Annotated in this window: 24 protein-coding genes, 1 tRNA gene and 1 pseudogene; 8 read left to right on the top strand and 18 right to left on the bottom strand. The window is 63.4% G+C overall.

Features of this window, described 5'->3' with window-relative positions; genetic code table 11:
- Positions 1–379: 379 nt before the first annotated feature.
- From ACFSJC_RS18310 to ACFSJC_RS18300, 3 genes are all read right to left on the bottom strand, one after another.
- Positions 380–634 carry a hypothetical protein gene (locus tag ACFSJC_RS18310; protein ID WP_386028638.1) on the bottom strand — a complete coding sequence of 85 codons (255 nt, stop codon included), beginning with the start codon at positions 632–634 and terminating at the stop codon, positions 380–382.
- 339 nt (positions 635–973) lie between these two features.
- On the bottom strand, positions 974–1,411 hold the full coding sequence (locus ACFSJC_RS18305; protein WP_465325864.1) for a WYL domain-containing protein: 438 nt from the start codon (positions 1,409–1,411) through the stop codon (positions 974–976).
- Positions 1,366–2,028 carry a hypothetical protein gene (locus tag ACFSJC_RS18300; protein WP_386028636.1) on the bottom strand — a complete coding sequence of 221 codons (663 nt, stop codon included), beginning with the start codon at positions 2,026–2,028 and terminating at the stop codon, positions 1,366–1,368. The genes ACFSJC_RS18305 and ACFSJC_RS18300 overlap by 46 nt, the downstream gene beginning before the upstream one ends.
- 89 nt (positions 2,029–2,117) lie before the next feature.
- Here ACFSJC_RS18300 and ACFSJC_RS18295 point away from each other — a divergent pair, with 89 nt between their 5' ends.
- On the top strand, positions 2,118–2,600 hold the full coding sequence (locus tag ACFSJC_RS18295; protein ID WP_386028635.1) for a hypothetical protein: 483 nt from the start codon (positions 2,118–2,120) through the stop codon (positions 2,598–2,600).
- Positions 2,601–2,929: 329 nt separating this feature from the next.
- Here ACFSJC_RS18295 and ACFSJC_RS18290 read toward each other — a convergent pair.
- From ACFSJC_RS18290 to rpsU, 5 genes are all read right to left on the bottom strand, one after another.
- Positions 2,930–3,005 (bottom strand) — tRNA-Ile (locus tag ACFSJC_RS18290).
- Positions 3,006–3,043: 38 nt separating this feature from the next.
- Entirely contained in the window at positions 3,044–4,900 is a 1,857-nt protein-coding gene (gene rpoD / locus ACFSJC_RS18285) for an RNA polymerase sigma factor RpoD (RefSeq protein ID WP_386028634.1), read from the bottom strand.
- A 206-nt stretch (positions 4,901–5,106) separates the two neighbouring features.
- The gene (gene dnaG, locus ACFSJC_RS18280) at positions 5,107–6,867 is read right to left on the bottom strand and encodes a DNA primase (protein WP_386028633.1); all 1,761 of its coding nucleotides are present in this window, start codon (positions 6,865–6,867) and stop codon (positions 5,107–5,109) included.
- A gap of 19 nt (positions 6,868–6,886) precedes the next feature.
- Complete coding sequence (locus ACFSJC_RS18275) at positions 6,887–7,330, bottom strand: GatB/YqeY domain-containing protein (protein WP_386028632.1); 444 nt, start codon at positions 7,328–7,330, stop codon at positions 6,887–6,889.
- Between the two features lie 202 nt (positions 7,331–7,532).
- A complete protein-coding gene (rpsU, locus tag ACFSJC_RS18270; protein ID WP_007041206.1) occupies positions 7,533–7,748 on the bottom strand; it encodes a 30S ribosomal protein S21 in 216 nt (71 codons plus the stop codon).
- 155 nt (positions 7,749–7,903) lie between these two features.
- On the opposite strand from rpsU, the gene tsaD reads away from it, so the two are divergent.
- Complete coding sequence (tsaD, locus tag ACFSJC_RS18265; RefSeq protein ID WP_386028631.1) at positions 7,904–8,950, top strand: tRNA (adenosine(37)-N6)-threonylcarbamoyltransferase complex transferase subunit TsaD; 1,047 nt, start codon at positions 7,904–7,906, stop codon at positions 8,948–8,950.
- Here the strand turns inward: tsaD and ACFSJC_RS18260 are convergent.
- Entirely contained in the window at positions 8,918–10,714 is a 1,797-nt protein-coding gene (locus tag ACFSJC_RS18260) for a PAS domain-containing sensor histidine kinase (RefSeq protein ID WP_386028630.1), read from the bottom strand. The two genes, tsaD and ACFSJC_RS18260, sit on opposite strands and share 33 nt — an antisense overlap.
- A 271-nt stretch (positions 10,715–10,985) precedes the next feature.
- Between ACFSJC_RS18260 and ACFSJC_RS18255 the strand changes: the two genes are divergently transcribed.
- On the top strand, positions 10,986–11,309 hold the full coding sequence (locus tag ACFSJC_RS18255; RefSeq protein WP_386028640.1) for a TMEM43 family protein: 324 nt from the start codon (positions 10,986–10,988) through the stop codon (positions 11,307–11,309).
- A 157-nt stretch (positions 11,310–11,466) separates the two neighbouring features.
- Here the strand turns inward: ACFSJC_RS18255 and plsY are convergent, their stop codons facing one another.
- Complete coding sequence (gene plsY / locus ACFSJC_RS18250) at positions 11,467–12,063, bottom strand: glycerol-3-phosphate 1-O-acyltransferase PlsY (RefSeq protein ID WP_386028629.1); 597 nt, start codon at positions 12,061–12,063, stop codon at positions 11,467–11,469.
- 76 nt (positions 12,064–12,139) lie between these two features.
- Between plsY and folB the strand changes: the two genes are divergently transcribed.
- A complete protein-coding gene (gene folB / locus ACFSJC_RS18245; protein WP_386028628.1) occupies positions 12,140–12,514 on the top strand; it encodes a dihydroneopterin aldolase in 375 nt (124 codons plus the stop codon).
- A gap of 33 nt (positions 12,515–12,547) precedes the next feature.
- Here folB and ACFSJC_RS18240 read toward each other — a convergent pair whose 3' ends face one another.
- Positions 12,548–13,039: a DUF2452 domain-containing protein gene (locus ACFSJC_RS18240; protein WP_386028627.1), complete on the bottom strand. Its 492-nt coding sequence runs from the start codon at positions 13,037–13,039 to the stop codon at positions 12,548–12,550.
- 93 nt (positions 13,040–13,132) lie between these two features.
- On the opposite strand from ACFSJC_RS18240, the gene ACFSJC_RS18235 reads away from it, so the two are divergent.
- Positions 13,133–14,320 carry a class I SAM-dependent methyltransferase gene (locus tag ACFSJC_RS18235; protein ID WP_386028626.1) on the top strand — a complete coding sequence of 396 codons (1,188 nt, stop codon included), beginning with the start codon at positions 13,133–13,135 and terminating at the stop codon, positions 14,318–14,320.
- Here ACFSJC_RS18235 and ACFSJC_RS18230 read toward each other — a convergent pair.
- Together ACFSJC_RS18230 and msrP are read right to left on the bottom strand one after the other, a co-directional pair.
- Positions 14,295–14,930, bottom strand: a complete 636-nt coding sequence (locus ACFSJC_RS18230; protein WP_386028625.1) for a protein-methionine-sulfoxide reductase heme-binding subunit MsrQ — start codon at positions 14,928–14,930, stop codon at positions 14,295–14,297. The genes ACFSJC_RS18235 and ACFSJC_RS18230 overlap by 26 nt on opposite strands.
- A gap of 99 nt (positions 14,931–15,029) precedes the next feature.
- On the bottom strand, positions 15,030–16,001 hold the full coding sequence (gene msrP / locus ACFSJC_RS18225) for a protein-methionine-sulfoxide reductase catalytic subunit MsrP (protein ID WP_386028624.1): 972 nt from the start codon (positions 15,999–16,001) through the stop codon (positions 15,030–15,032).
- A 234-nt stretch (positions 16,002–16,235) separates the two neighbouring features.
- Here msrP and ACFSJC_RS18220 point away from each other — a divergent pair, with 234 nt between their 5' ends.
- Entirely contained in the window at positions 16,236–17,054 is an 819-nt protein-coding gene (locus tag ACFSJC_RS18220; RefSeq protein ID WP_386028623.1) for a formylglycine-generating enzyme family protein, read from the top strand.
- Between the two features lie 20 nt (positions 17,055–17,074).
- Here ACFSJC_RS18220 and hisC read toward each other — a convergent pair whose 3' ends face one another.
- The 3 genes from hisC to ACFSJC_RS18205 form a co-directional block, all read right to left on the bottom strand.
- Positions 17,075–18,127: a histidinol-phosphate transaminase gene (gene hisC / locus ACFSJC_RS18215; protein WP_386028622.1), complete on the bottom strand. Its 1,053-nt coding sequence runs from the start codon at positions 18,125–18,127 to the stop codon at positions 17,075–17,077.
- Positions 18,128–18,320: 193 nt separating this feature from the next.
- A complete protein-coding gene (locus ACFSJC_RS18210) occupies positions 18,321–18,713 on the bottom strand; it encodes a NifB/NifX family molybdenum-iron cluster-binding protein (protein WP_386028621.1) in 393 nt (130 codons plus the stop codon).
- A gap of 29 nt (positions 18,714–18,742) precedes the next feature.
- A complete protein-coding gene (locus ACFSJC_RS18205) occupies positions 18,743–20,416 on the bottom strand; it encodes a sigma 54-interacting transcriptional regulator (RefSeq protein ID WP_386028620.1) in 1,674 nt (557 codons plus the stop codon).
- A 319-nt stretch (positions 20,417–20,735) separates the two neighbouring features.
- Between ACFSJC_RS18205 and ACFSJC_RS18200 the strand changes: the two genes are divergently transcribed.
- Positions 20,736–20,876, top strand: a complete 141-nt coding sequence (locus ACFSJC_RS18200; protein WP_386028619.1) for a hypothetical protein — start codon at positions 20,736–20,738, stop codon at positions 20,874–20,876.
- A gap of 424 nt (positions 20,877–21,300) precedes the next feature.
- Here ACFSJC_RS18200 and ACFSJC_RS18195 read toward each other — a convergent pair whose 3' ends face one another.
- Entirely contained in the window at positions 21,301–22,095 is a 795-nt protein-coding gene (locus tag ACFSJC_RS18195; protein WP_386028618.1) for a formylglycine-generating enzyme family protein, read from the bottom strand.
- Between the two features lie 263 nt (positions 22,096–22,358).
- On the opposite strand from ACFSJC_RS18195, the pseudogene ACFSJC_RS18190 reads away from it, so the two are divergent.
- Positions 22,359–23,339, top strand: a pseudogene (locus tag ACFSJC_RS18190) (IS481 family transposase).
- On the opposite strand, the gene ACFSJC_RS18185 reads toward ACFSJC_RS18190, so the two are convergent.
- Complete coding sequence (locus tag ACFSJC_RS18185; protein ID WP_386028617.1) at positions 23,336–26,059, bottom strand: SUMF1/EgtB/PvdO family nonheme iron enzyme; 2,724 nt, start codon at positions 26,057–26,059, stop codon at positions 23,336–23,338. The pseudogene ACFSJC_RS18190 and the gene ACFSJC_RS18185 sit on opposite strands and share 4 nt — an antisense overlap.
- Positions 26,060–26,064: the final 5 nt, after the last annotated feature.

Raw genomic sequence — 26,064 nt, 5'->3', positions numbered from 1 at the left:
GACGTGGCTGCCGGGATTAAATTCGCCAGGGAATCTCATGAATTATGAAGTTGTGTGTAATGAGATGGGTAGTAACCCAAACAATTCTTATCATTCTCGGTATTATTGACCCCATTGTTTGTCAACTCGTTATACTTACACTCAGCGAGCGTCTTAGAAAGCGCCTCTCCTTGACAGCTGTCATCCCAAGTAAAACGGTCGATATAGTCGACTCTCCACAAATCGGTCTGAAATCCAGTTCTTCGATTCTTACTCATCGCAGTTCTCCTGTGATATGCCACCCCTGATAATGGCGTTCACAGCGGGTGGTGTTTCCTTTTACATGGCATATAACTTATTGCTCACTCGCCACTGCCAAGCCCCCATTGATCGTATCAAGTCAGTCGATCGCCCAACCGGCGGCGAGCAGGACTTCGACATCAGCGAAGTCGCAGCACTCGGCATCGCGCTTGTCGATGACATAGAGCTCACCGCGCCCGAGGTCAAAGAGCGACATGTGGCCATAGCGCCCGTCAATGTTCTTGAAATGGAGATTGGCGTCCAGACTGCGGAAGCGCTCCCCGCGCGACTCGATGACTGAGCGAGTCTCAGCCTGAAGGCTGCTCGACCAATGTGTTGCCTTGGGTTGCGGCATGAGGTTGTCCTCGGTGAATCGGTCCGTTGATGCGCTGCGGCAGAGGCCAGCTCAGAGGAATGGCTCGAAGGGTCCATACCGGCCCCTGCGCTGATCGCTCACCAGCCGCAGAGACAGTGTCGCAAAGTGATGCGACAGAGTCTGACGTCTTGCGCTGCGTGGTCTAAATCAGGCAATGACGCGGCCTGGGGTCCAGTTCAACGAACGGTCGAGGAACATCCCGAGCGGACGTTTTGGCGACAGAAATTGGACATCCAGACCGGCCCGCAAAGCACTCCGTTACCAAGCCGACTCGACAACCGATCGACGCTATCGATGGGGGCATAATGAACCGAGCGCTCAGGTCGCTTCGGTTGCCAGCGGTCTTGCGAGGTCGCTGGCATCGGCCGCCTGGCCATAGAACGCTGCCGTTTTCGCTGCCTGAACGGCGACCAGTTGACGCAGCTCGCTCGGCGCGACGACTTCGACATTACTCCCCGCACCAAGCAGCCAACGCAGCAATTGCCCAGTCGATGGCACAGATGCACGCACGCGGGCCTTGAATTCGGAGCCCTCGGGCTCAGGCTCCCAGATCTGCTCGACGTTCAGTGGGCAGGTCTCGAGGACTGTGGCCAGATAGCCGCGCACTCTCAGCTCAAGCGCGATCCGCTCGCCCGAACCGAAATCGGCATGTCCGCTCGCGATAGCCTGGTCCAGGTCGAAGTTGGCGGCGCGCCGCCGCTCGACATCGTTCAGCAGCGTGGCTGATTGCAGCCGATGCAGTGCATAGAGTCGCACCGGGGCGGACTCATCGTTCTTGAGCGCGAAGAGGTACGGCAAAGGCCCCCGCTGGATGATGGCCTGGGGATGGATGCGTGCTTGGTCTCGCCCTGGGCATTGGTGTAGCAGATGTCGAGTGCCCGCTGCTTGATCAAGGCGCTGATGACTGCAGCCAGGGCCTCTTGCTCGACCACAGGCGGTTGCAGGCGCAAGGTGTCGGGAATGAAGCGCAGGCAGGACTCTTCAAGCACGGGGAAATCCTGGATGCTGGCCAGGTGCATCCACAAGCGATCGAGCTGCCGATTGGGGATCAACGAGCCGATGAGCGCCTTCATCTGCACCAAGGTATAGGTCCAGATCGCGTCGTCGTCGCTGATGTCCTCCTGGCAACGCCGATAACGCAAAGGCTTGCCGCCGGGGTTGACCGCCTCGATCCGCCCCTCCTCCACCAGAGCGCGCAAGTCGCGCTGCACGGCGCGCAGCACCGCAGCGTCGCTGCCGTCGCCGTAGTCATCGGCCAGGTGCCGGGCGATCTGCTTGGCGCCCGGGCAAACATCCGAGGCGCTACCCGGCGGGGGCAGGAACCCCTCGAGTGTCTTCTGCCGCGCGAAGCGGCTGTGATGGATGGCGTTCATACGCAGAGGATACGACAGTGACTGTCGCGTTACCGTGATGCAATCGACGCATCGTAACCGAAAGCCGATTGACTATAAGGAGTGTCATCATGAGCGTCATCCTCTCGCATAAACTGACCCTTGAGCGACTCGAGCGACTGTTCACCGGACGCGGACTCAGCGCACAGATCGTCGAGGTCGAACCGGCCATTCCCGAGCAAGACCTGCCCCGGCTTGCCTATCTGAAGGTGGTCTCAGCGAACGACCTACCGATCCTCATTTGGGTCGATACCCAGGTGGCCTCCGTGTTGCGGCTGCGCGCTGTGCTCTTGGCGACTGAACAGCCGCGCGACCAAGACGATCCGCCGATCGAGCCTTGGATCGTCGAGCGCAGTGCGCAACAGGAACTCTTCGGCCTGAACGCAAGCGGGGCGGTACGGCAAATGACGCTCGATCATCGCCTGCCGTATCAGGGTGCGATCATTGCCGACGAGGTGGTTGAAGCGGCCAAGAATCTACGACGAACTGCGTCTTCGGTATGGGATATCAGCAATATATTCGACGGAAACCTATGGCTCTCGATCAGCGATTGATCACCTGAGTGATCGACGCCTGGAATGCCGCTTTCCGGCGTCAGGATAAAAGCCGCCCCTCCGGGAGGAAGTGTATGAGGATCGGTATCACCGCCCAAGGGACGCGACGCGAACGGGCCGGCACCTGGATCGACAACGAGGCGACGAGTTTTGAAGACCTATTGGGACGAACCGAATAGCGTCCTCCGGGACATCGCCCGTTCGCAACAACTCCCCCCAGGATCGATTCAGGGCTGGTCGACGGTGACACAGAGGTGACACCGAAGGGCGCGATTGAGGCCCATCAAGGCGGTTTATGCGCCTTGATGCAACCTTGAGTGATTGAAATATGGTGGGCCGTGTAGGATTCGAACCTACGACCAAGGGATTATGAGTCCCCTGCACTAACCGCTGTGCTAACGGCCCGGAGAGGTGGGGTTTGACGCCGTCCCTGGCGCCGAGGGTCAATCCGTGTCGAGGAAGCTACGAAGTTTATCCGATCGGGTCGGATGGCGCAGCTTACGGAGCGCCTTGGCCTCGATCTGACGAATACGCTCGCGGGTGACGTCGAACTGCTTGCCGACCTCTTCGAGGGTGTGGTCGGTATTCATGTCGATGCCGAAACGCATGCGCAGGACCTTGGCCTCACGGGATGTCAGGCTGGAGAGCATGTTCTGGGTGGCTTCACGCAGGCCTTCCGCTGTGGCTGAGTCGACCGGCGAGATGACGCCGGAATCCTCAATGAAGTCACCAAGGTGCGAGTCTTCGTCGTCACCGATCGGCGTCTCCATCGAGATTGGCTCTTTGGCGATCTTGAGGACCTTGCGGACCTTGTCTTCCGGCATCTCCATACGCTCGGCAAGCTCTTCCGGGGTGGCCTCGCGACCCATTTCCTGGATCATCTGGCGGGAGATACGGTTGAGCTTGTTGATGGTCTCGATCATGTGCACCGGGATACGGATGGTGCGCGCCTGATCGGCGATCGAGCGGGTGATGGCCTGACGGATCCACCAGGTCGCGTAGGTCGAGAACTTGTAACCGCGGCGATATTCGAATTTATCGACCGCCTTCATGAGACCGATGTTGCCTTCCTGGATGAGATCCAGGAACTGCAGACCGCGATTGGTGTATTTCTTGGCGATCGAGATGACTAGACGCAGGTTGGCCTCGACCATCTCCTTCTTGGCGCGACGGGCCTTGGCCTCGCCGATCGACATCTTGCGGTTGACTTCCTTGATCTCGCCGATGGTGAGGTAGTTCTCGCGCTCGACCTCTTGCAGCTTGCGCTGGGCGCGCCGGATCTCGGAGGCGTTTTCCTCGAGACGGGCGGCGTAGGAATGCCCGCTAGCCAGCAACTGATCCAGCCACTCGGAGTTGGTCTCGTTGTGCGGGAAGGTCTCGATGAACTGCTTGCGCGGCATTCCGGCCTGATCGACGCACATACTCATGATGAGACGCTCCTGACCACGGATACGCTCGATCGTGCCACGCAGAATTTCGGCGAGTTCCTGGAAGACGGGCGCAACCAGCTTGAACTGCAGGAAGATCTCGGAGACGGCGGCCATGGCCGCGCGGGAGCGCTCGTCGTCGCGACCATACTGCTCCAAGGCAGCCCGCAGGACCTCGAAGCCCTCGCGCAGCTGGGCGGCGCGCCGCGCAGCCTCTTCCGGGTCGGGACCCGTATCCACGACGGCTGCATCATCGTCGTCGTCGTCATCGGAGTCCTCATCGCCGTCGGTATCGTCGTCCGATTTATCGGAGTGGATGCTTGCAGCAGGCGCGGATGGAACCGGAATTTCGGGCTCTTCTTCGAGATCGTTAAAGCCGGAGATCACGTCGGTGAGACGGGTCTCTTCGCGTTCGACGCGATCGAAGATCTCGATCAGCTTCTCGATGGAACGCGGGTAGACGGAAAGCGCGGTCAGGACCTGAGTGAGGCCATCTTCGATTCGTTTGGCGATCGTCAACTCGCCTTCGCGGGTCAGTAGCTCGACGGTGCCCATTTCGCGCATGTACATGCGCACAGGGTCGGTCGTCCGACCAAACTCGCTGTCGACGGTGGCCAGCGCGGCGGCCGCAGCCTCGGCGGCCTCGTCGTCGGACACCGCCGAATCGCTCAGGGTCTGATCGACGACATCGGGGGCGGTCTCTTGGACCATGATCCCCATGTCATTGATCATGCGAACGATATCTTCGATTTGATCAGTCTCGACGATGCCAGGCGGCAAATGGTCGTTGACCTCGGTATAGGTCAGATAACCCTGCTCTTTGCCCTTGGCGATCAGTTGCTTCAGCTGAGACTGTTGCTGTTCTTGATCCATGGGATACCTTAGACTCGGTGCGGCGGATAGCGGCTCGAAAAGCGAACTTCGCAGTCTAACATAATTTCTGATTACCCGTCCAGGTGAACACAAGGATAGGCTATCAGGTTGCAAGTCAAGCGCCGATTATTTGGGTCGGCCCAATTCGTATCGGCCAATCAATAGATAGTCGAAACCGATGAAAAAACCAGTTGACAGACTACAAGTCAGTCAGCGGAATCCTCGCCTCGACGCCGCGCGACCCGCGCCTCCTGCTCCAGCCGAGCACGCTCCTCGGGGGACCAATCGGTCGTACTGCGCAGGTTGAAGCGCCGACTGTGCTCCGCCTTGACGGCCTCCTCGCTCAATCGCCCCAGGGCGCCGATCAGCTCGGCACCGACGTCTTCCTCGGCGATATCGCGCAGGAAGGAGTCGACGCTCAAACGCTGCAGATACGCGAAGTGCCGATGCTCGCGCCAGCGCTCCAAGAGGGCGGCCTTGGTCAGTCCGGGTGCGGCCGAGAGCATGTTCAAAAGCTCGGCAAGGACATCGATGCCAGGATTGCTGGAGCGTCTCCAGCGATCGTCGGCCTGCTCGACGACCCGCGTCACCAGCTCGGGATGATCGAGCAGGAGCGCAATCGCCTGAGCGACCAGGCTCAGCCGCATCGGTCGCTGAGAGGCAACCGAACCACGCCGGCCAGTCGAACGCGACTTCGGTGTCGGCGTCGACGTGAGCCCCGTCAGATTGGCGATGCGATTCGCGACCAGATCCCGATAGAGCCCAACCGGCATCCGATCGAGCAAGGGCTTGGCGAGATTGCCAAGCCTGGCTCGACCGTCGATGCTGGTCATGTCGACCTGCTCGGTTAGATGATCGAACAGGAACTCGGACAGCGGAATAGCGCCGTCCACCAGGCGATGCATACCCTCGGCACCCTGAGCGCGCACCAGGGTATCGGGATCCTCCCCCTCGGGCAGGAACAGGAAGCGGATCGATTGGTGCCCGGTCACCAGCGGCAGCGCCGTTTCCAGCGCCTTCCAGGCCGCAGAGCGTCCGGCGCGATCTCCGTCGAAGCAGAAGACGAGTTCGGGTACGGTGCGCAACAACTGCTGCAAATGATCGGCCGTCGTCGCCGTGCCCAGGGTTGCCACTGCGTTGGTAATCCCGAACTGGGCTAGCGCGATGACGTCGAGATATCCCTCGACGATCAAGAGCGAACCGAGCTTGCGATTTGCCTTCTGAGCCTCGAACAGGCCATAAAGTTCCCGCCCCTTGCGGAAGAGCGGAGTCTCCGGCGAGTTCAGATATTTGGGCTTGCCATCGCCCAACAGGCGCCCGCCGAAGCCGATGACACGCCCACGCCGATCCCGGATCGGGAACATGACGCGGTCGCGAAAGCGGTCGTAGCGCCGCCCATCGGACTCCGCGAGCAGGCCAACCGTCATCAGTCGCTCACGCTGCTCGGCGGTCGCGCCCAATGTCGACATGAGAAAATCATGCCTCGGCGGCGCGTATCCCAGATCGAAAGCAGCGGCGATCTCGCCGGTCAATCCACGGGATTTGAGGTACTCGACGGCGCGACCCGCGCGCTGGACATCACGCAGTTGCTCGCGATAGAGCGTCGCCGCCCGTTCGAGCAGCGCATAGAGGGGGCCGTGATCCGGCCCGGCGGGCACGGCATCGCCGGCGTCGGGAACGGGAACTCCGGCGCGCTGAGCCAATTCCTCGACCGCCTCTCGGAACGGGAGGCGGTCGTATTCCATGAGGAAGCCGATCGCGGAGCCATGGGCTCCGCAACCGAAGCAGTGATAGAACTGCTTGTCCGGGCTGACGGTGAAGGACGGCGTCTTCTCGTCGTGGAAGGGGCAGCGGGCTTGGTAGTCCTTACCCGCCTTGCGGAGCTGGAGACGCGACCCGACGAGGTCGACGATGTCCGTCCGCGCCAGGAGATCGTCGATGAATTCTGGTGGAATCCTGCCAGCCATGATCGCCGGACAGCGGGTATCAGCTCCCGAGTCGCTGCTTCACGAGGGCGCTGACAGCACCCATGTCCGCACGCCCCTGGATCTGGGGACGCAGGATACCCATGACCTTACCCATGTCGCTCATGGCGGCGGCGCCCGTCTCGGAGATGGCGGAGTCGACCATCTGGGCGATCTCGGCATCGGTCAGAGGGGTTGGCAGATAGGCCTGGATGATGCCGACCTCGAAGCGCTCGACCTCGGCCAGGTCTTCACGGCCAGCGGATTCGTATTGAGAAATGGAATCGCGGCGCTGCTTGACCATCTTATCGAGCACGGCGAGCACCTGAGCGTCATCGAGCTCGATACGCTCGTCGACCTCGCGCTGCTTGATCGCGGCCATGATGAGGCGGATCACGCCGAGCTTGTCTTTCTCGCCCGCCTTCATGGCGGCCTTCATGGCATCCTGGATTTGCTGCTTGAGCATGACTGACAACTGAAGCCTTGAGCTGGTAGATCAACGGATGGACTGGATGACGGATCGTCGAAAGCCCGAAGAACTCAGGCCCGACCTCGACGAGCGCGCGACGTGACTGGCTGGATCGCGCACCCAGCGACGAAGCCCACACGGGCAGCCGTCTGGCGGCGGCTGTCCTCCATGACCCCGAGGGCTTGCCTCGGGCGCCCGATCAGTACGGACGTTCCCAGCGACGGGATTCGCGCTGCAGCTTCTTCTGGTGGCGCTTTACGGCCGCTGCCTTCTTGCGTTTCCGCTCGGAAGTGGGCTTCTCGTAGAACTCACGACGGCGAACTTCTGCAAGCACGCCTGCCTTCTCGCAGGAACGCTTGAAACGCCGCATAGCGACTTCGAATGGCTCGTTTTCTTTGACGCGAACGCTGGGCATAGGAGTCCTTCGCTTCTCCGGTTGTTAGGATCGATGATTGGTGGATCAACGGTAAAAAGATCGCCAAGTATAACGACCAATTAACCTTGAATGCAAAAAAGAATATGATGCCCGACTGGATTGTACGAGAGCCGGCTAGGCTGAGGTTTGGACGAATGCGTGTACTGGGTATCGAGACATCCTGCGACGAAACAGGTGTCGCCATCTATGACGGAGATCTGGGGCTGATCGCACATGCGGTCTACAGCCAGATCGAGATCCACGCACAGTACGGCGGCGTGGTGCCCGAACTCGCTTCACGCGACCATGTGCGCAAGACCTTGCCGCTGATCCATCAGGTTCTGGAGGAATCCGAAACCACGCCGTCCTCCATCGATGGCGTCGCCTATACCGCCGGCCCCGGACTGATCGGCGCACTACTGGTGGGCTCCGCGCTCGGTCGCAGCCTGGCCTGGGCCTGGGGCCGTCCGGCCATCGGCGTGCATCACATGGAGGGGCATCTGCTCGCCCCGCTCATCGAAACGCCGGCCCCGGAATTCCCCTTCGTCGCGCTGTTGGTTTCGGGCGGGCATACCCAGCTGGTCGACGTGGCCGGAATCGGCGATTACCGCGTCCTCGGCGAATCGCTCGACGATGCCGCTGGCGAGGCCTTCGACAAGACCGCCAAGATCCTTGACCTCCCCTACCCCGGCGGTCCCGAACTGGCCAAGCTCGCCGAGCACGGCGATCCGGCGCGATTCCGCTTCCCGCGCCCCATGACCGATCGTCCGGGGCTCGAATTCAGCTTCAGCGGACTCAAGACGTTCGCGCTCAACTGTCTGCGCACCGAACTGCCGAAGGCGGAAGACCCCGAACAGACGCGCGCCGACATCGCCCGCGCCTTCGAGGATGCCGTCGTCGACACGCTGGTCATCAAATGTCGCCGCGCCCTAAAAACCGCCGGCAGACGCCGACTCGTACTCGCCGGCGGCGTCAGCGCCAACCGGCGCCTACGCGAGCGGATGAACGCGGCCATCGCAGCCGAGGGCGGAGAGACCTATTACCCCCGACCCAATTTCTGCACCGACAACGGCGCCATGATCGCCTACGCCGGCTGGCATCGATTGCAGGCCGGTCAGCATGAGCCGCTCAGCTTCCGCCCCAAGGCCCGCTGGCCGATGGAAGGACTGTCACGCGTCCAATCCGCCACCCAGCTGACCTGAACGTCCCTGGCCGACAGCCGTCGGATCCGCCTCGGGCAGCGGCAGCGTCAGACAGAACGCCGCCCCCTCGATGTGTTCGGGATCGGCCCAGAGACGACCACCATGCGCCTCGGCGATCGAGCGGCTGATCGCCAACCCCAGCCCGAGACTGGAGTCATTGGTGGATTCGAAGATATCGAACACCGTCTCATGCCGACCGCTCGGTAGACCCGGCCCGGTATCGCGCACCACCATGAGGATCTCCGTATCCCCCGGCACGACCTCGACGCTCACCTCTCGTCGCGGCGGATCGGTCGCGTCGATGGCCTGGACCGCGTTGCAGATGAGATTCACCAGGATCTGCTCGATCTGGACCGGATCGATCAAGAGTTCAGGGAGCCCCGCCGGGGCCTGCAGTCGGAGCGAGACCTTGCGGTCCGTCGCGAACCATTGCACGAGGGCGAAGGCCCCCAGCACCACCTGATCCAGCGAGGCGTTCACCTTGTGCATCTTACGCCCGCGCAGGAATACCCGCAGACGCTCCATGATGTCTCCCGCGCGCTGAATCTGGCCGCTGATGCGCCCGATCACATCGACCAGACGCGTCGGGTCGGCCGCCGGCCCTTCGGCCAACTGCGAGGCCGCACTGCAGAAAAAGCTTGCAGAACTCAACGGCTGGAGCAGTTCGTGGATCAAGGATGAGGCCAGGATTCCGACCGCGTTGAGCCGGGCCACCTGGGCCAGCGCATCGCGGGCGCGACGTGCGTCTTCCTCGGCCAGTCGACGCTCGGTGACATCGACATAGGCCACCACCGCACCCTCCTGCTCGCCTTCGAGCGCCACGGCACGCATCACGAACCAACGCTTGCATCGCGCGGTATGGCAGGGATATTCAGCGCTGAAGGCGGTACGCTCGCGATTCAGTACCTGAAGAATCCCGCTGGAGGATTCGCCCTCGCCCCGAATCCGATCGGCCTCGCCCGGACAACAGGCGATCAGGTGGTCGGAGCGGACCGCATTGCGCAGATCCTCCGAAACGCCGCTCTCCTCCGCGAACTCGCGCCAAGCGCGGTTCGCCGCGATGATGTTTCCGGTGCGATCCAGCACCGCGATCTGAGACGGCAAGGCGTCCAGGACCGCCTGACGCAATCGCTCGTTCGCTTGACGCTCGGCCTCGACCCGATGCTCTGCGGTAATGTCGAGCAGGACGGCCATGCATTCGGGTCCAGAGACGGCCTCGCGCCTCACCGAGCACAGCCGCACCACGCGAACGCCATCAGAATCGGCGAAATGCAGGGTCAGATCGCAGGATTCCCCCAAACTATCCGTCGCATCGAAGACCTTTCCGAGGTGCGCGAGAAGATCGAGCGGCTCCGAATCGACGACGAAATCCAGCAACGAGGCACCTTCCAGCTCGGACGCAGGGCGACCGATCAGACAGGACGCCGCAAGATTGACGGCACGGATCCGCCCCTCTCGATCGAAGACCACGTAACCGACTGGGGCCTCTTCGAACAGACGCGCATAGTGGTTGCGCGAAAGCTCAAGCGCCTTCTGGGTCTCGCGCAGTTCCCGCCCCTGGATTTCGAGTTCCACCTGATGGCTTTGCAGATCCAGCATCATGCAGCGTTGGGCGTCATGGGCCTCTCGCGCGGCACCCAGGGCGGACACCAAGGCATCGAACTGGGCCTCCAGCGAACCCCGGTCCAGCCGCTGCAACTCATCCAGACCGAAGCCCTCGGAACTCTGCTCACTCGACCCTGAACCCGCGCCCTGATCACTCATCGAAGCCCCCCCTACTCTTGCTTTAGCATGCCATGCGATCTCGGAATCCCCGCGCGATTCCCGGGGCCCGTGTGCGCCCCAGTATAGCGACCGCAATCCCGAACGGCCGACGACCCCGACAGACCGTCCCATACCCGTGCAATGGCACAGACAACTCGGTCGACCATTCAACAAGGACAACACGACGAGCGACGTCTACACACGAGCGACAACGCTCCCCGATTCTTCGGAAAGCTAACAGGCATTCGAGGTCAGGCTTGGAGACTTCCGACTGGGTAGGCATGCCTCGAACAAATCGGCCCGACAGGGCCTAGCGTCCGACCGATACCTACAACTCTGCCCGCTGATTTCGTGCCCTTCGGGGGACGGCCATTACCGGGGCACGCCCCAGAGCCCTCAGACTGGTGACCTTCGGGTCGGATTCGAGGTGATCGAACCCACAACCGTCAGCGTGATCGGCAAGCAGGTCGAGGATGGCACCGAGGTCGCGCGCATGCCGAAAGGCGCCAGGGTGCGGCTGAATCTCGGACGGGTGGATGCGGGCACCATGTTCGCCAAGACACTGGATACCAACGCGGCGGTCATCTGGGCCTGAGATCCGCCAGCATCCTGCCGATGCGGACCGGACTCAAGCTCATCGCGGGAACGTCCCTGGCGAGACCGCCGAGCGTGCAGCAATCGCCTGAACCACGCCGGTTTGGGATATGCCGACCGAGGAGACGTCGAGCCGCAGCGCCGTCTCCTTGATGGATCTAGTCGGCACTTCCGCTCAAGCGGCTCTCGGTTCCCTCGAGCAGGTTGCGGATGTTGCTGCGGTGACGCCAGATCAGGAGCCCGGTGATGATGAGCTGCATCCCGATCAGTGGCTTGTCCGACCAGAACAGCCAGACGAAGAGCGGCGCGAGGGCCATGGAAATGAGGCCCGAGAGCGACGAGATCTTGAGCACCTTGGCGACGAACAGCCAGACCGCCGCGACGCAGAGACCGATCGGCCAATAGAGACCGAACTGAACCCCGAGCGCCGTCGCAACGCCCTTGCCGCCACGGAAGCCAAAGAAGACCGGATACAGATGCCCGACGAAGGCCGCGAGACCGACACTGGCCAGGGCCGCCGGCCCGAGGCCCAGCAGATGGGCGATCAGCATTGGAATCAGACCCTTGAGGCTGTCGCCGACCAAGGTGATGGCGGCCGCTTTCTTGCCGCCGATGCGCAACACATTGGTCGCGCCTGGGTTGTTGGAGCCCTGAGTGCGAGGATCGGGCAGCCCCATCACGCGGCAGACGATGATGGCGCTGGACACGGACCCCAGCAAATAGGCAGCAATGGTAAGTAGAGTCGCGGTAATCATGGTGCGCCATTGGACCCGCGAAGCCGCCTCAGGTCAAGATAGGGCGTTTCACCACAATCACACCCGGAGCACGACGATGGACATCGTCTTCATCCACAACCTCACCATCGAAACCACCATCGGCATCCACGACTGGGAGAAGCAGACGCGTCGCCCCATCGTCCTCGACCTGGAGATGGCGAGCGACATCGCGCGCGCCGCCGCCTCGGACCGGATCGAGGACGCGCTCGACTACGATGCCGTCACCCAGCGCCTGAAACGCGAGGTCGGCGAAAACCGCTCGGAACTGGTCGAAACCCTGGCCGAGCGCTGCGCGTCGATCTTGCGCGAGGAATTCGGCATCCCCTGGGTGCGCCTACGCCTCAACAAGCCGGGCGCCGTCGGCGACGGGGTGGATGTCGGCATCCTGATCGAACGCGGAGACCGTCCGACAGGGACGGCGAACCACTGAGGTCGATCCAGCAAGCCGTCACGGCCGGCGCACCTATTCACCCGAGTCCAGACCGCCGATACGCAGAAGCTGAGCGACCAACTCCCCCGTGTCATCCATCTGCGAGGCACGCTCGGCCGGCGTCCAGGAATAATCCGTCTCAAGCCGGTAGGATCCGAGGAAGGGATACGGCGGTGTCCCGCCCCACTCCTGCGGCGACAGCATCGAGAAGAAGGTCTGACCACTGGCGCGGCGATAGAGATGATAGGTCTTGCCGGGGATGCGCTTGAACGCGCAGGCGGCATGGTTCAACGCCTGCTCGTCGCGTGCTTCGTCCAAGACCTTACGCGCCTCTTGCTGCAACAGTGCGATCTGATCGGCGATGACCCGCAGCTTGGCCCCGGTCCGTGCGCTCAACATGGACTCGGCCTTGGCAACCTCTGCGGACAACGCGCCGGTATCGAATGATGGAGCCAATCGACTCACTGGATAGGGCGATGAATGGGCGTCGCCCCGGTGGAGAATGTCCTTGTCTTGATCGCTCATCGTCGTTCGCTCGTGCTTGAATTCACCGTTCACCTCATTCTATCCAATCTGGCACGATCGCCTTCCAACCCAGTATGACGCCTTGAGAATCTCATGACCCAGCACGACACGCGCCGCCAACCGCCCGACGAACCGAACGACACCGACACCTTCGCGGCCGAGATCAACGCCCGGCTCCAGGATCGCATCCGCGCCGCGATCGCCGAGTCCGCCGGATTGCTGCCATTCGACCGCTTCATGGAGCTCGCACTCTATGCACCCGGCCTGGGGTACTACGTGGCCGGAGCGGAGAAATTCGGACCAGATGGCGACTTCACCACGGCCCCCGAACTCTCCCCACTGTTCGGCCGCTGTATCGCCAACCAGTGCGCCGAGGTGCTGGAGCGGATACCCGAGGCCGAGATCCTGGAATTCGGCGCCGGCAGCGGCGCGCTCGCGATTCAGATCCTGGGCCGGCTCGCCGAGAGCGACGCACTGCCCAAGCGCTACCGCATCCTAGAGCCGAGCCCGGAGCTGCGTCGGCGCCAGCGCGACCGCATCCAGCAACGCCTTCCTCACCTGATCGATCGCTGCGAATGGCTGGATGGGCTCCCGGAACGCATGCAAGGGATCGTGATCGCCAACGAGGTACTGGATGCCATGCCGGTGCACCGCTTTCGTCTGGACGACGCAGGCGAACCGCTGGAGGTCTGCGTCGGCGAGCGCGAGGGCGCCTTCACCGATGTCGATGCGCCGATCCGCTCGCCCGGACTGGCGGAGCGCATCGCGACGCTCCAGGCCGAGGGATTCGCCCAAACGCCAGGCTACGCCTCCGAGATCAATCTGCGTCTCGCGCCCTGGCTGTCGGCCCTGTCGGACGTCCTGGAGCGCGGGCTGGCCCTGCTTATCGACTATGGCTACAGCCGCTCCGCCTACTATCAGTCGGACCGCTCCATGGGCACCCTCATGTGCCATTACCGTCACCAGGCCCACGAGGATCCCTATCGGCACATCGGTCTGCAGGACATCACCGCTCACGTCGATTTCACGGCCGTCGCCGAGGCGGGTCTGGGCGCGGGATTCGAGCTGGCCGGTTTCACCACCCAGGCCCATTTCCTGATCGGATGCGGCATCGACCAACTCCTGAGCGAATCGCCCGACGCACTGGAGCAGACGCTGGCCGCCAAACAGTTGCTCCTACCCACCGAGATGGGCGAGCGCTTCAAGGTGATGGGGCTCGACAAAGGGATGAGCGAGTCCTGGCGCGGATTCTCGGTTAGGGACCTGAGCGATCGACTCTAACCCCTCGGAACATCGCCCCAAGTCGATCCCACGGCACGCGAAAGGCGAGCAAAATCGTCAGCACCGAGGCATAGATGAGCGGCTCGCGCAGATCCGCCTTCACCAGCCAGAGATAGTGCACCACCCCGAGCACGGCGATGACGTAGACCGCGCGATGCAGTTGAGTCCAGCGCCGGCCGAGCCGGCGCATCCAGCCGCGCGTCGAGGTCAGCGCCAGCGGAATCAGCATCAGGAAGGCGATGAAGCCGACACTGATGTAGGGCCGCTTGATGACGTCGTCGACGATCGTCGACCAGGCCAGCTCGCGATCGAGCCACAGATAGACCGTCAGGTGCAAGGCAACGTAGAAGAAGGCGAAGAGCCCCAGCATGCGCCGCATGCGTATCGGCCAGACCTGCCCCGTCAACCGTCGCAACGGCGTCATGGCCAGCGTGACCAGCAGCAGACGCAATGCCCAATCGCCCGTTCCATGCAGCAACGTCTCGACCGGATTCGGTCCCAGCGATCCTGAGACCGCGTCCCAGACCAGCAGACCGCACGGCGCAAGACAAGCCGCGAAGAGAACGACTTTGGCCAACGGCAAGACCCGTTCGGCTCGACTTCTAGCCATCGACTGTCCCTCTGATACCATTTCGAGTCGGAAGCGGAACCACGACCGCCCCAACACGCTTCTTCGCGTCCTTTGCGCCTTTGCAGTTCAATTCACGCCTCAAAAATACCGCCTCAGATCCATCCCACTGTAAAGACTCGCCACCTGATCGCCATAGCCGTTGAAAGGCAGCGTCTCGTGCTTGCGGGCGAACAGACCCTCGCCGATGACACGGTGTTTCTTCTGGCTCCAGCGCGGATGGTCCACAGCCGGATTGACGTTGGCATAGAAGCCGTATTCGTCGGGCTGCATCATGTTCCAGGTCGCCTGAGGCTCGCGTTCGGTGAAGCGGATCCGCACGATCGACTTGATGCTCTTGAAACCGTATTTCCAGGGCACGACCAAACGCAGCGGCGCACCGTTCTGATTCGGCAGCAGTTCACCATAGAGGCCGGTGGCGAGGATGGTTAGGGGATGCATGGCCTCATCCATCCGCAGCCCCTCGCGGTAGGGCCAATCGAGCACCGAGCGACGCTGTCCGGGCATCTGTTCTGGATCCAGCAGCGTCTCGAAGGCGACATAGCGGGCCTTCGAGGTCGGCTTGAATCGCCGCAGCAGATCGCCGAGCGGGAACCCGACCCAAGGCACCACCATGGCCCATGCCTCGACACAGCGCAGCCGATAGACGCGCTCCTCCTGGGTGAAACCGGACAGCAGATCCTCGATTCCGATCTCGCCGGGTGACTCGCACGCCCCATCCACGACCAGGGTCCAGGGACGCGTCTTGAGCGTCCCGGCGTTGGCGGCTGGGTCACTCTTCTCGGTCCCGAACTCGTAGAAATTGTTGTAATGGGTGACGTCGTCCAGACTGGTCCGCTGTTCGTCGGTGCTGAACGGGCTGGGCCGAACGTTTGGAATCGCTGTTCCACCGGAGGTCTCGGCCAGCACCGAGCCGCCCCCGAGGAGCAGCGGTCCGGCTCCGGCCAACCCGATGCCTGCGGCAGCGGCCTTGATGAATTCGCGTCGGCGGCGATAGATCTCGGGCGGCGTGATCTCGGACGAAGCGATGTCCGAGGGTCTCTTGATCAGCATGAGCGGTCTCCGAATGGTGCGCGTGGACGCATAACCCGTATAGATGCGATCGAGACACCCAAGTTCTAACCCGTCGAATTCCTTGCGAAAGATATGTGATTGCCCGAGCGGATCGCGGATGCGAACGAACGCATCCTGCTCCGCCTCATCCGGCATTGCGAAATCTCAGCGTATCGCGGTCGGAAAAGCACCGATACTGGACCGCCATTCAACGACGCCCCCCGACGCATGCCCATGAACCACGCCTTTGCTCTCGGCGCGCTGCTCGCCGGTTCAATCATCTCCAACGCAGTCTGCGCCGAACCGCCCGAGACCTACACCGATGCGCTCGGAATCCGCTTCCGGCTGATTCCGGCCGGCGATTTCCAGATGGGCTGCGATACGACCCGCTATCGCTGCGACGAGACCGAGCTTCCCGCCCATCGGGTCACCTTCGCCGAGCCCTTCTATCTCGGGGAGACCGAGGTCACGCAGCGTCAGTGGACGGCCGTCATGGGCGAGAATCCGTCCTACTTCAAGCATCCGGACAACCCGGTCGAGCAGGTGTCCTGGGAGGACGCACAGGCGTTCGTGCATACGCTCAATCGGCGCCCGGAACTCGGTGGCGGCTATCGTCTGCCGAGCGAGGCCGAATGGGAATATGCCACGCGGGCCGGAAGCCAAACCGACTACTGGTTCGGCGATAACGACCAGGATCTCGGGCACTATTTCTGGTATCTCGATTCATCGCACGAGCACCCCCACCCCGTCGCCCAGAAACCGGTCAACCCCTGGGGGCTCTACGACGTGCACGGCAACGTCTGGGAATGGGTCGCCGATTGCGTCCACCCGAACTATGTCGGCGCACCGAGCGACGGCAGCGTCTGGAGCCAGGATTGCCAGCGCATGGCCAATGGCACGCCCTTGCGCATGGCGCGCGGCGGAGCCTGGTTCCTCTATCCCGAAGGTGCCCGCTCGGCACTCCGCTTCCGCTATGCCCCCAACGTGCGCCACTATGGCTTCGGACTGCGCCTGGCCCGATCCGTCGAGACCCCGCGCGCACCGCTCAAATGAAAACCGGAGATATCGTCCTGCTACCCAATCTCGCGCATCGCCGCTAAGGTCGTCTCCATATCCGCCTCGCTGCCGATGCTGATGCGTAATCCGTGCGCGAGCAGCGGATCGCTGAAATGACGCACCAGGATCTTGCGCTCGAACAGCGCCTGATAGACCCGCCCGCCGTCGCGGTCCGGGGGCGACGCAAACACGAAGTTACCCTGGGAATCGATGACCCTGTAGCCAATGGCACGCAGCTCGGCCGTGAACCGCTCGCGAGTGGCGCGGATACGTGCCAGCGTCTGGCGCAGATAGTCCTGATCCCGTAACGCGGCGGTTGCGGCGACCAGCGCCAGCCGATCCAGGTGATAGTGATCGCGTATCTTGTCCAGCGCAGCGATCACCCAAGGCCGCGCGACGGCGAGTCCCAGCCGCATCCCGGCCAGTGCATAGCTCTTCGAGAAGGTCCGGGTCACGATCAGGTTTTCGTGCTCGCGCACCAAATCCAGGACATCCCCGTCGGCGAAATCGGCATAGGCCTCGTCGACCACCAGCATCCCCGCACACCGCTTGGCGAACGAGGCGATCCATTCCCTGGAAAAGGCGAAACCGAGCGGCGCGTTCGGGCTGGTGAGAAAGAAGAGCTTGCCCTCGTAGCGCTCGGGGAAGTCGGCCAGCTCGAAGTCCTCGGTCAGACCGAAGGTGCGCACCCGCGCGCCCTGGATCTCGGCCAGGGTCGAGTAGTAGGAATAGGAGGGATGGACATAGCCGATCTCCTCGCCCTCCCCCGCGAAGGCCCGGATGAGATTGTTCAGCAGCTCGTCCGAACCATTGGCGCTGATCACCCAGTCCGGGCTCACGCCGAATAGCTCGGCCGCCGTCGCCCGCATATCCCGGCTGGCGGCATCCGGATACTTGCGCAGACTGCCACCATCCGCGCCGACCTCGGCCCGAATCGCCTCGGCGACCCTGGGCGACGGCGGATAGGGATTCTCGTTGGTGTTGAGCTTGATCCAGGCCGACTCATCGGCCGGCTGGAAACCGGGGACATAGCCGTTCATCTCGGCGATGTTCTTACGCAAGGGATTCATTGGACAGGCACTTCTCGGCAGAAAGCCCGAACGCTCAAGACCGCCGCGACATGCTGCGGCACGCTCCGGGCATGAAGACGAAATCATCGCACAGGATGGGCGGCAAGGTTTCTTTGGTTTTGTCGCCCGAAGGCGGGGTAAGCTCGGGCCGGCAACGTTCGAGACCACGCACAGGCCCAAATAAAGCTTGCAGTCAGGCCGTCGCCACCTGTTGGTGCCAAGCTGCGATGGCTTCCTCGATCGCTTCGAAGGGATAGTCGTCAATGGGGCGAATGCCGGCGGCGGTGAGCTTGGCGCGCGGGCCGTCGCCGATGCGGGCGACGAATAGGGCGCTGCAGTCGGCGAGCGCGCGCAGGATGATGGCCCACGTATCCTCGTCACCGTAGCCGCCCTGACAGTAGTGCTCGACCACACGGGTCTCGATGTAGCGCACGCCGTTCGAACCCACGGCATAGATCTTGAAATCGTCGGCATGGCCGAAATGCTGGTCGATCTGAACGTTCCCCTTGGTCGCAACCGCAACCAGACGCTCGCCCGTGGCGAGCTGAAGGGAATGGATCTGTTGGGCGTCGGGCGACGACATCATGCTCTGCGAGAGTTCTGGTTTCGTATCGATCAGCGAAAAGTCTTGCGCTCCAGACCGTACTTGCTCATGCGCAACCCCAGCACCCGGCGCGTAAGGCCGAGCCGATTGGCGGCCTCGGTGGTATTTCCACGAGACGCCTTGAGCACGTCGACGATCATCTCGTACTCGACGGCGTTGAGCTTGGCCTCCAGCGAGCCGATGGGCGAGTTCTCCGAGACGACCGGCGTCTGCAAGGAAGGCGGCAGGTTGTAGGCATGAATGACGCCGTCCTCCGCGAGGAGGATGGCACGCTCGATCACGTTCTCCAACTCGCGCACGTTTCCCGGCCAATCGTAGCAGCGCAGCATGTTGATGGCCGAGGTCGAGATGCGCGTGACCTCGATGCCCATCTCCTGGGAAAACCGGGTCACGAAATGATCGGCCAAGGCGATGATGTCGTTCCCCCGGTCGCGCAACGGCGGAATGGTGATGGGGAAGACGTTCAGCCGGTAATAGAGATCCTCGCGGAAGGTCCCCTGCTCCACCATCGCGGCCAGGTCGCGATTGGTGGCGGCCAGAATGCGGATGTCGACCTGGATCGGCGTATTCCCTCCCACCCGCTCGAAGGTGCGCTCCTGCAGCACCCGCAGCAGCTTGGCCTGCATCGAAAGGGACAGCTCACCGATCTCATCGATGAAAATGGTACCGCCGCTGGCCTCCTCGAAGCGGCCCTTGCGCTGAGCCGTCGCACCAGTGAACGCGCCCTTCTCGTGACCAAACAGCTCGCTCTCGATCACGCTTTCAGGCAGGGCGGCACAATTGAATTTGACGAATGGACCCGACGCGTTGGGTCCGTGGTAATGAACGGCGCTCGCAACCAGTTCCTTGCCGACCCCGCTCTCGCCGAGGATCAGCACCGTAGTCTTGGAACGGCTCACCTTCTCGATCAGATCGTAGACCTCCTGCATCGGCTTGGAGCCGCCGATGATGTTGGAGGGCTTGAACTTGGCCTTGAGCTGGCCGCGCAAACGGCGATTTTCCGCTTCGAGTGCGACCCGCTGGACGTTCTCGATCAGATAGAGCTCGACCGCCTGGGCCACGGCGGCGGCCAGGATGGTGAGGATACGACCGTCCATATCCAGCAATCGACGATTGTCGTAGACGCGCTCGGCACTGATGGTGCCCATGACCTTACGTCCGCGCCGAATGGGGACACAGAGGAAGGACAGGTCGGTGCTGGCGATATCGCCATGACTCTCGGTACGGTTGAGGAAATCGGGCTCGTCGGCAATGCGCGGTATCACCATCGCGCGGCCGGTCTCGACCACCCGTCCGGTGATCCCTTCGCCGAGCAGATAGACCCCGCGCGAGACCTCGTCCTCGCTCAATCCGAAACTCTCGTGGATGAAAATCTTGCCGGAGTCCCGGTCATAGAGGCTCACCACCCCGCACACCAGCTTCATGTGCCGTTTCATCAAACGCAGCAGGATACGAATGGTCGAGGACAGATCGCCGGCCTCGGTGACCGTGCGGCTCATCTCATGGAGCAGCGGCAACAACTGCGCACGGCATTCGCCGAGACCGCACTCGCAGGCATGGGGCGTCGTCAGGTCGATGGAATCGACGGGAGAAGGAGAATCACCCTGGCGCCGTGTCGGGGAAATCTCGGAGGCCCGGCCTGCCTCTCGATCCTCGACGGAGGCCAGTGGATGTCGAATCGTCATACCGAATAGTCAACTCGCGGAAGATGCGCCGAGCAGTGCTCGTCTGCTCGTGGAACGGGCTCGGCGATAGGTGGGAGCAGATGCCCGACCCCGGTTCCAGGGCACTGAGGATCCCGGCATCCTTCATCGCTATATATAATCGCATATAACGATGGGCAAGTAACGGGATGGCCCAAGGATGGGGATGAGGGAAAATCACATGGCAACCGGACCGAGATATGCCAGATCCAGCTCGCCTCGACGCAACGCCTCGCCGGTCACCACATGGTTGTGTCCGACCAGCAGTTCGACCGGCCGACGCAATCCGCGCTCCAGACCGATGTCCTGCCTCAGGTGGCCCAGCCTGGATTCCGGTCTGCACCCAATCGGCGAAGGACTATGGCTGCTCGATATCCTGCTCTTCGTCCTCTTCAGCACGCCCTACGCCACGCGCTGGACCTGGACCCTGTTCGGACAGTAGGCCAGGCGGATCTTCTGCCATAGCCTTGTCTCCAGGTTCATGGGCACCATCCCCATGGGTCTGGCTGCTGCCCATGGTCGCAGCGAAGGGGCGATGCTGGATCTGGCGTTCTTCTCCAGCCTGGGCACAGTGCTGGTCGCGGCGCTGGGGCGCTCATGTGGTCGGTGGTCGCCGCCCGCACCCTGCACGGCGGCTGGCAGGGCAATCTGTTCGTCTCGCCTTGCATCGCGGCCGCCAACTGACAGGCGGTACGATCGCCGTTCGGATGGCCGCGCAGGTCGGCGCGCTCACGATAAGAGGCAGATGCTGCCTCGCGTCGCGGATGGAAACGATTGCTTGACTTCACGACCGTTGCGGGAGGTGCCACATCGGCCAGTTCTCTGTTGCATGGAGTGAGAGCCTGCGCCCGCCCAGGGCCGACGGGTCAACCTCCGGCAAGACGCAGGCCGAAGCTGCCGTAGCGGGAGGCCGGCGCGTAGTGGGAGCGAAACGCCGAGCGCAGGTGGCGCCCGAAGCTGTACCACGAACCACCGCGCAGCACGCGGGAGGCGCCATCGGCCGGCCCATTAGGATCGAGCGCTGGTCCGGCCGGATAGTCTCCGAACCAGTCCGCGCACCACTCCCAGACATTACCGTACATCTGGTACAGGCCCCAGGGATTGGGTGCGAAACTCTGCACCGGTAGCGTCCGTTCGCGGTACGGACCCTTCGGTCCCCGGTAGGGAAAGTTGCCGTCATAGTTCGCCTGCTCCGTGCCGAGCGCATCGCCGAAGCTGAACGCGGTTCGCGTCCCAGCGCGGCAGACGTATTCCCACTCGGCCTCGGTCGGCAACCGCAGCACCAGGCTGTCGTCGCGCGACCGGTTGGCGCGGGCCAGGAAATCCTGACAGTCGTCCCAGGACACCTGCTCCACCGGATGCTCCGGATCCTCCCGGAAGTGAGCGGGATTGTCCCCCATCACCGCCTGCCACAACGCCTGGGTGCAGGCGGTTTCGGCCAGCCAGAAGCTGCGGGTCAAGGTCACCTCATGCTGGGCTTCGTTGTCCCCACGCTCCGGCTCGTCCGGCGGCGAACCCATCAGGAAACGTCCTGGCGGACACCAGCGCATGACCTGGCGCACCCCGGCAATCTCACATGCCTGCCAGAGGCCATAGGCGTCCTCGCCCCAGGCGATCGCCCAGTCGGCCGGGAACAGCGGGGGGCTAGGGTCGAAGAGCATGACCCGCTCGCTCGCTGTCGGCTGCGGGATCGATGCAGCGGACGGTGAAGAAGTGGTAGCGCATGGATAGCTCGTTCTGAATTGCCCTAGCCCGAAGCGTCATTTTAGGGTACCTAAACTGTTATGTCCCGTGTGATTATCTGCCTCGACGGAGCTATCCTTTGTTCCGTGCCCGCGAGGTGCTAGAGCACTTGAGCCATAAAGTAGCCACGCGCGGAAATCACAGTGATCCTGCTGACTGCCGACCGAGAGCCTGATTACCGATGAACATCCGCCTGCACAAGAACGCCCGCACCACCCCGGCGATTCGTCCTGAACTGCAAGCCTCGACGTTGCCGAACACGGTCCTCGCCGCCCAGTACAACCTCTCGGTCCAGACGGTGAGGGAGTGACGGCGACGCACCGAAGTCGAGGATGCCTCGCGCCGCCCACACCGACTCTCGACGACGCTCTCGCCCGCGCAGGAGGTCCTCGTGGTGGCCCTGCGTCAAACGCTGTTGCTGCCGCTCGACGATCTGTTGGCGGTCACCCGCGCGTTCATTCACCCCAAGGCCTCGCGCTCAGCACTCGATCGCTGCCTGCGGCGCCACGGGGTCTCCAACCTCAAGGCCCTGATTCCGCAGGACGCAGACACCGCAAAGCGCCCGGTGAAGACCTTCAAAGGCTACGCGCCTGGGTTCGTCCATGTCGACGTCAAATATCTGCCCCAAATGCCCGATGAAGACCGGCGTAAAGACCTCTTCGCAGCGATCGATCGCGCCACCCGCTGGGTCTACGTCAAGATCCTCGACGACAAGTCGGCGGCTTCGGCCAGCGGTTTTCTCGAGCGCCTGATCGCCAAGGCGCCATTCACCCTCACCAAGATCCTCACCGATAACGGCAAGGAGTTCACCGACCGGTTCTGCGCCACGGGCGAGCGCTCGCCAACGGGGCAGCATCGCTTCGATCAGGTCTGCGCCCAGCACGCCATCGAGCATCGCCTGACCAAACCCAGAACTCCACAGACCAATGGCATGGTCGAACGCTTCAATGGGCGTATCGCCGAGGTGCTGGCCACGACACGCTTCGACTCGTCGCAGAGTCTGGAGCACACCATCACCCGCTACGTCCAGGTCTACAACCAGCACATTCCGCAAAAAGCACTCAGGCACATTGCCCCGATTCAAGCCCTCAAGGATTGGACTGAGAAACGTCCCGAACTATTCAAAAAACGCGTATACAATCTCAGGGGACTTGACACCTAACCCTTGTCGCCACTGCGTAAACGCCGCAGCCAGTCGCGGAGCAGACCGGTTTTGGGGCGCTGCTCCGGATGCCGAGACGCCAGAGCACTGGCCCCGCCGGCGCCTTGACCACCGACCGGCCGGTCGCTCCGCTCTCGGCCGTCGGCGGTCATGGCGCCGGCTACGGCCTGCCGATCGACACCTCCGGCAAGACGCAGGCCGATGAAGTCGCCGCGGAGGCCCGGCGCGTTGCGGTCGCGATACGCCGAGCGCAGGATGCGCCCGTAGCCTTTCCACGAACCGCCGCGCAGCACGCGGGAGGAGCCATCCGCCGGCCCGGTGGGATCCGATACCGGCCCGGCCGGATAGGCGCCGTAACAGTCCGCGCACCATTCATAGACGTTGCCGTGCATCTGGTACAGACCCCAAGAGTTGGGTGCGAAGCTCCGCACCGGCAGCGTGCGTTGACGATACTCGCCCTTAGGTCCGTCGTTGTAGGGGGAGTTGCCGTCGTAATTGGCCAGTTCCGTATCCAGCGCGTCGCCAAAGCTGAAGGCGGTGCGGGTGCCGGCGCAGCAGGCGTATTCCCATTGGGCCTCGATGGGTAGCGCGGGCTCGAGGCCCGTCACCATGCTAGCCAGCTTGGCGATGAAGCGCTGACAGTCGTCCCAACTGACCTGCTCCACCGGCAGATCATCGCCCTTGAAGCGGCTTGGGTTGTCGCCCATCACCGCACGCCACAGGGCCTGGTGTACTGCGGTCTCACCGAGCCAGAAGCCGTCGGTCAGAGTCACCTCATGCTGAGTTTCGTCATCGTCGCGCTCCGGCTCGCTCGACGGCGAGCCCATCAGGAAGCGGCCTGCCGGGATCCAGCGCAGCCGGTAGGACACACCGCGCACCTCGAGCCGCGCCCAGAGACCGAAGTCATCGGCGCCGATCTCGGCGCCCCATGGCCAGGGATTCTGCTCCGCCTGCCAGGCGCCGACGGGCCGGCCCGGTGCCGCAGGCTGCCAGCGCAGGATGGCGTTGTCGGCATGGGCCGCGAACAGGTCCCGGCCATCGCTCCAGACACGCTCGGCCCAGCGTGGGCGGGTGGTGGTCGCGAGGCGCCAGCGCTGGCCGCGATCGATGACCGTCAGGGTGCGCTGACCAGCCAGCGACATACCCTCGACGAGCCGGCCGGTCTCCAGGCTGTAGGCACGCGGGCCGATGGACAGGAGGCCGTCGCTGCCTGACCGCAATCGGAGATCGGCACCGCGCTGGACCAGGGTGTGGCTCGACGCCTCGGCATCGGCCGCCTCCGCATCGGCCACCGTGCCGAGACCGATGAAACGCCGCAACTGATCCACATCCCGCTGGACGGACAGCCAATGCGGGTCTCGGATCTTGTCGAGCACCGGCAGCATGCTGGCGAGCTGGGCACGCGCCATGCTGCTCGGCCCGTCCAGCCCGGCGGCGACTTCCCTGGCCTGCTCGACCAGCGCGCGATACTCCACCGGCGAACCGGGGTCGAGCAGGTTCGACTGCAGGCGTTCGATGGCCTGGGCGCCGGCATCCAGACCACGGCGCCAGTCCTCGATGACCCGTCGCAACGGCGCGTGCCGGGGCAACCGGGCGAACTCATGGAGCCAGATCGCCAGCCGATCCGGGTTCAGCCAGAGATGGAAGGCGTCGCGAAACACATCCGGGGCGTTGTAGGCACGCAGCTCGGTGTGCAGGTCCGCGCCAGGGATCGCGCGGCGCAGATGGCGCAACCGGGCTGGGGTCGGCAGCCAGGTCTGCGACAGTGCCGCCAGCAGTGTGTCGCGGACCGGATCGGCGGCATCGCGGTCGGCGCGACCCTGCGCCGGGTCCAGCGGGGCAGCCGGCAGCGCGGTCTGGCGCAGCGGACACACCGGCACCAGCAGCAGCGGATGGCCGGCGGCGCCTAGACGGGTGAACAGGCCCAGCCAGTCAGGCTCGATCTCAGCACTGTCGAGTGCCCCGAAGGCGCCGATCAGGACCACCAGCGCGCCGTCGGGGATGGCGGCGAGGTTGGCGTCGATGCCGAGCGCGGCCGATGGCCGTTCTGCCACCGCTGCCGCCTCGCCCGGTGATTCGAGCCAAGGTCCCTCCGGTCCGGCCGGTAGAAGGAAGGTCTGCAAGTCGCCGCCGAGCAAGGCCGCGAGGGTGCGCTTGGCGAGCCGCATGTCGTCCCACACCGGGCGTAGCGCGGCGGAACGGCCGAGGACGAGGGTCACCGAGCGATTGAATCCCCGTCTGGACAGGCGCGGCAGATCGCGCAGGGGTTCGGCACGCGCCAGGCGGCGCAGACTGGCGCGCAGGTCGATGGCCCGGCCAGGCCGTCGGGAGGACGGCAAACGGTCCCAGAGGTTCTGCCATTCACCGGCATTCAGCAGCGGCGGGATGCGGGGATCCGGTGGCGGAGCTGGCTCGGGTACGGCCTCGGATCCGGATCCGGCCCGTGCCGGATCATCCTGCCGATCCTCTGCGGACTCGCTGGTGAGCGGCTCGCAGCCGACCAGGTGCCAGTAGACCAGCGCCGGCCGCGACAGATAGCGCACCGGGGCGCTAGCGCCCACAGTGCCAGTCTTGGCCGAGGGCGTTGCGGCAGAGACGGCGCCTGATGTGCCGACCTCGTGACTGTCCCAGCCGAGCAGGCGCGCCATCGGGGTCGCCGGCACACTCGGGGCCTTGGTCAGCACCCGCAGCAGATCGGCACGCGACAGTTCGCTCGGCATCCGGG

Origin of the sequence: Thiorhodococcus fuscus, assembly GCF_042682685.1 — a bacterium.
Classification (GTDB): Bacteria; Pseudomonadota; Gammaproteobacteria; order Chromatiales; family Chromatiaceae; genus Imhoffiella; species Imhoffiella fuscus.
This window is presented reverse-complemented; position numbering and strand designations above follow the sequence as displayed.